General features: G+C 65.3%; 6 protein-coding genes. 3 read left to right on the top strand and 3 right to left on the bottom strand.

What is annotated here, in order from left to right:
- Positions 1 to 554 precede the first annotated feature (554 nt).
- A complete protein-coding gene (locus ON27_RS21735; RefSeq protein ID WP_043730807.1) occupies positions 555 to 1769 on the bottom strand; it encodes a fatty acid desaturase family protein in 1215 nt (404 codons plus the stop codon).
- 69 nt (positions 1770 to 1838) lie between these two features.
- Entirely contained in the window at positions 1839 to 2012 is a 174-nt protein-coding gene (locus ON27_RS21730) for a hypothetical protein (protein ID WP_157227275.1), read from the bottom strand.
- 275 nt (positions 2013 to 2287) lie between these two features.
- Between ON27_RS21730 and ON27_RS21725 the strand changes: the two genes are divergently transcribed.
- Together ON27_RS21725 and ON27_RS21720 are read left to right on the top strand one after the other, a co-directional pair.
- On the top strand, positions 2288 to 2944 hold the full coding sequence (locus ON27_RS21725; protein WP_245560043.1) for a TetR/AcrR family transcriptional regulator C-terminal domain-containing protein: 657 nt from the start codon (positions 2288 to 2290) through the stop codon (positions 2942 to 2944).
- Complete coding sequence (locus ON27_RS21720; protein ID WP_051046865.1) at positions 2941 to 3366, top strand: DUF5994 family protein; 426 nt, start codon at positions 2941 to 2943, stop codon at positions 3364 to 3366. Before ON27_RS21725 ends, ON27_RS21720 begins: the two co-directional genes overlap by 4 nt.
- A gap of 8 nt (positions 3367 to 3374) precedes the next feature.
- Here the strand turns inward: ON27_RS21720 and ON27_RS21715 are convergent, their stop codons facing one another.
- Entirely contained in the window at positions 3375 to 4082 is a 708-nt protein-coding gene (locus ON27_RS21715; protein ID WP_043730799.1) for a TetR/AcrR family transcriptional regulator C-terminal domain-containing protein, read from the bottom strand.
- Between the two features lie 307 nt (positions 4083 to 4389).
- Between ON27_RS21715 and ON27_RS21710 the strand changes: the two genes are divergently transcribed.
- On the top strand, positions 4390 to 4613 hold a 224-nt coding region (locus tag ON27_RS21710; protein WP_043730809.1), incomplete at its 3' end, for a DUF5994 family protein.

Raw genomic sequence — 4613 nt, 5'->3', positions numbered from 1 at the left:
GCCGGAGAGCTGACCGCCCGTGAGTCCGGTTACTGCTCGTTGTCCGCCTTTACCTCCGAGCCACCATCGCCGGGCCCTTGATGCGCATCCAGGTCCCCGATAGCCAGGTCGAAGTTCTCGACGCGCTGGCGGCGCGGGTGGATGCTGCGATCGGCGGGGATCGGCGTTGACCGGGTTGCGCACCAGCCAGTTGCCGCCGCCACGGGGGTGTAGGCCCAGACACTGCGCTATTACGAACGCCGCGGCTGCTCGCCGACACAGGCGAATCGACATTGGTGTCGGAACTCGCTGTGCGGGTGTAGATGACGTGCGACGTCCGGGGTTGCTCGGGTAACACGGGCTCTGTGTGAATGCGCGATGTAGGGCATTCGGTCTCATTCCTCAGCGCATAGAAGGACCCCTACCTTGCCGCACTCGCTCCCTGCGACGGCGCCGACGCGCGGCAGGTACTCGCCGACCGGCTGGACCGCGTCGCCGCATTGCCGGATGCGCGATGGGGCTCAGCGCCTCGGCCGCGAAAAACTCGGCTGATCAGTTCCAGTGCACTAGAGGTTCTATCCTCGGGAGGACGGAAACCGGCGTGCGAGGTTCAGCGCGGTGCGTAGGCCGCGCCGAGGGAATGCGCCGACACCGATCGCAGGGTGTGCGCCGAATTTGCGTTCGGAGGCGGTTTCTGGTGCGTCGTCGGAGGTCGCGGTCAGGAAGCTGTCCGGTAGGGCCAACTTGTGAATGGTGCGCAGGGTCAATAGGTACTGCCGGATCAGCGGTCCGGTGGTGTAGGGCAGGTCGTATTCGTCACACAACGCGCGTACGCGCCGGGCGATCTCGGCGTACCGGTTGCTGGGCAGGTCGGGAAACAGATGGTGTTCGATCTGATGGCACAGGTTTCCGCTCAGGAATGCCAGCACCGGCCCGGCCTGGAAATTCGCTGTCCCGAGCATCTGCCGCAGATACCACTCGGCCTTGGTCTCGTGCCGCACGGCGGCGGGGGTGAACTTCTCTGCGCCGTCAGGGAAATGACCGCAGAATATCACCACATACGCCCAGAGATTGCGCAGCGTATTGGCGGCGAAGTTCGCGGCGAGTGTGCGACGCCAGTGCCGCCCGCTCAGCGCCGGAAAGAGCACGTAGTCCTTGCCGATCTGCCGCGCGATTTTCCCGATCAGCGCTCTGGTCTGGGCGGTCTTCTCCGCCGGGGTGGCCGCGCGGTCGCGCTCGGAGTACAGATCGTGCAGAGCGATCCCCCACTCGAAAGTCGCCGCCAGAAAAAGGTTCTGCAGTGGCTGCAACAGCAGCCATGGTCCCCACCGCTGGTCGCGGGTCATCCGCATCACGCCGAACCCGATGTCGTCGTCCATGCCGAGGACATTGGTGTACACATGATGGCGATAGTTGTGCGAATAGCGCCACTGGGACGACAGACCCGTCATGTCCCATTCCCAAGTGCTGGAATGGATTTCCGGGTCGTTCATCCAATCCCATTGGCCGTGGCACACATTGTGGCCGATTTCCATGTTCTCGATGCTCTTTGCCGCCGCCAGCGCCGTCGTCCCCAGCAACCAGCCGCGTTTCGTTCGAGTGCAGGCGATCACCAGTCGGGCCGTGACATCCAGTATTCGTTGGAACGCGATCGTCCGGCGGATATAGGCGGCATCCCGGGCGCCTCGCCGATCCAGGATGTCACGGCGAATCGCGTCGAGTTCCCGCCCCAATGCTTCGACATCCGTATCGCTCAAGTGTGCGTAGACGGCTACCTGTGTGATTGCCATTCGTTATGTCCTCGAATCTCCTGAGCGCTTGCCGCGGACAAGTCCTACCCGCAGGCGGTCGAGACCGGGTCAGTGTTCGAAGGCGTGTCTCAGCTTGCGCCCGGCTCGTTCGATGGGGCCGCCGGGACGCCTGCCGCCGATATCCGTTCGGCGGCGGCTGTCTTCGTCGGGTCTGGCGAGCAGCGTCTGCAACCTCACCCATCCTGCCCGGGCCCGGCTCGCGATCTTGTGCTTGATCGTCATCGGAATGTTCCTACTCTCCCGGTCGCGCAGTTCGGCCACGAACTCCTCGCATCTGCCTACCAGCGGTTGGGCGAACCGGTTGCATCCAGCTTAAAGGCTGGCTACACCGTCTGTCTACAGCGTAGACTTACAACGGTAACAATGACAGCGTCCGACCGAGAGGAGACGCTGATTCGATGAGCCCAATCAAGGCCGAACCAATCGGTTCCACAGACGTTTCAGCAGGTCGCGCCGACCGCGGGGACACCACGAACACCCCACTGACCCGGTCTGCGATGCTGGTGGCCGCGCTCGGGATCATCGATCGCGAGAGTGTCGAGCACCTGTCGATGCGGCGCCTCGGCCAGGCGCTCGGCCGCGACCCGATGGTGCTGTACCGGCACGCGGCCAACAAAGCCGCACTGCTCGACGGGGTCGCCGAGATCGTGCTCGAACAGCTGACTGTCGAGCCCGCCGACCCCGACTGGCGCCGTCAACTGCGCATCATCGCCCGCAACTTCCGCCGACTGGCCGTAGCGCACCCGAACGTGGTTCCCCTGTTGGTCACCCACCCGCTGTCCACTCCGCTCGGACTGCGGCCACTCGGCACCCTGCGGCCGCTGGAACAGACTCTGGAGCTGCTCGTCCGAGCCGACTTCAGCAGGACCGACGCCCTGCACATCTACCGGGCGCTGTTCGGATTCCTCTATGGCCACGTCCTCAACGAGCTCCAGGAAATCGTCGAACGTCCTGAAGAGACCACCGACCTGCTGCGTCTGGGCCTGCACCGCCTACCGATCGGCGAATTTCCCTTGCTTCGCGGTCTCGCCTCGGATCTGGCCGCCTACGACGGCGCAGCCGAACTCGAACGCGGCCTGGACATCCTGATCACCGGTCTCACCGAGACCTTGAACCCGGCCGCGGCGCGGCCGAGATGGGAGCGTCAGCCATGACGCTACAACTGAGCAAAACCACCCCGAGGCGGCAGACACCGTCCGTCCATCGACTGCGGTTCCAATTCGACACAGCGGGCACCGGCGGGGTCTGGCAGCCGCACGGCAACGACCTCGTGACCGAGCTGCCAGATCTGCTCACGATACTCGGGGTCCGGCTCGGCCCGATCCATCGAGTGATCTATCACCTCGACGAATGGACCATCACACCCCGCAAACTCGCCAACGCTGGGCGCCAGGTCCGGCTCGACGGCTACCGGCACAAGCCCGCGCACACCATCGATGTCCTCGGGGTCAGCGGCGGCAGACTCGCCGTGCGAGTCGACCTTGCGTCCACCGGCGATGCCGAAACGATTGCCGCACAGCAATGCTGGGATTCCGAAGGCGGTTCCCTCGAAGGCGGTTCCCTCGAGGCAGGCTGAGTCACACGTCATCGCCCGGGACCCGGCAGCGTGGCGCTGAGACCGGTGAGCAGGATGTCCAGACCGCGTTCGAGTTCGGCCGCGCCGTCGTAGGCGGCCAAGACCGGTGCCAGTTCGCGCAACAACGGGAACTGGCCGATCGGCAGGCGGTGCAGCCCGAGCCGCAGCACATCGTCGGTCTCCTCGGGACGCTCCACGATCTCCTGCAACTCGTTCAGAACGTGGCCATAGAGGAATCCGAACACCGCACGGTAGATGTGCAGCGCGTCGGCACCGGAAAACCCCGCGCGAGTGAGCAACTGGAGGATGTCTTCCAGGGGACGGACCACCGCATAGGGACGCAACCCCAATGGTGTGGCCAGCGGCCGGGTTACCAGCAGCGGCACCACCCGCGGATGGGCAAGAGCCAGCCGGCGGAAATCGCGGGCGACCGCCCGCAACTGCGCCGCCCAGTCCGGGTCGGCGACATCGACCGCCAGCTGTGCGAACACGATCTCGGCCACACCATCGAGCACCGCCGCCTTGTTCGGCACATGCCGGTAGATCACCATCGGGTCCCGCTCCACCGCCTCGGCCAGCCGCCGCATCGACAACCCGTCGACCCCATCGCGATCGATGATCTCGAGCGCCGCGGTCAGCACGGCCGCCCTGGTGACCGGACCGCCGCCCCCGCCGGTTCTCGCGCGAACCGGCCGCCGGTTCGGAACTTCCGCCATCCCGGATGCCTCCATCGTCCTCGCAATCTCCGATGAAGTTACGAGTGTAGACCTACAACGTTGACATCACGACGGAAACGGCGTGTACTGGATACACGGCGACTATCCGATCTGCGCGTCGCCGATCGGGACCGAAGCAGGGATCCGTTCATGCTCGCGGGCACCAACGGCCACTTGATCCGCGGACGACGCCACCCCCGGCCACCGCATGGTCATACGCGCGACCACCCACGCCATGGCGTGACCATGCGCGAACAACGGCTCGAGAGGACTCGAAATGCGATTCCACAGAAACAAAGGCACCACCATGGCGCCCGAACAGATCCGCCCGCAGTACGCCCGCCATCGCGTTCCGCCCGACTACACACCCCGCTTGAGGTTGAAGCCGAAAGCCGACCGCGGCGGATACCTCGACGGCGCGTGGTGGCCGCGATCCCGCGAACTCACCACCGAACTGCCAGACCTCCTCGCCGTCCTGACCGTCCGACTCGGCCCCATCTGGCGAGTCGTCTACGACCCCGCGTGCTGGTC

It is taken from the genome of Nocardia asiatica NBRC 100129, from assembly GCF_000308415.1.
In the GTDB taxonomy this organism is placed as follows: domain Bacteria; phylum Actinomycetota; class Actinomycetes; order Mycobacteriales; family Mycobacteriaceae; genus Nocardia; species Nocardia asiatica.
The sequence above is the reverse complement of the archived record's forward strand: the minus strand, read 5'-3'. Positions and strand labels throughout refer to the sequence as shown.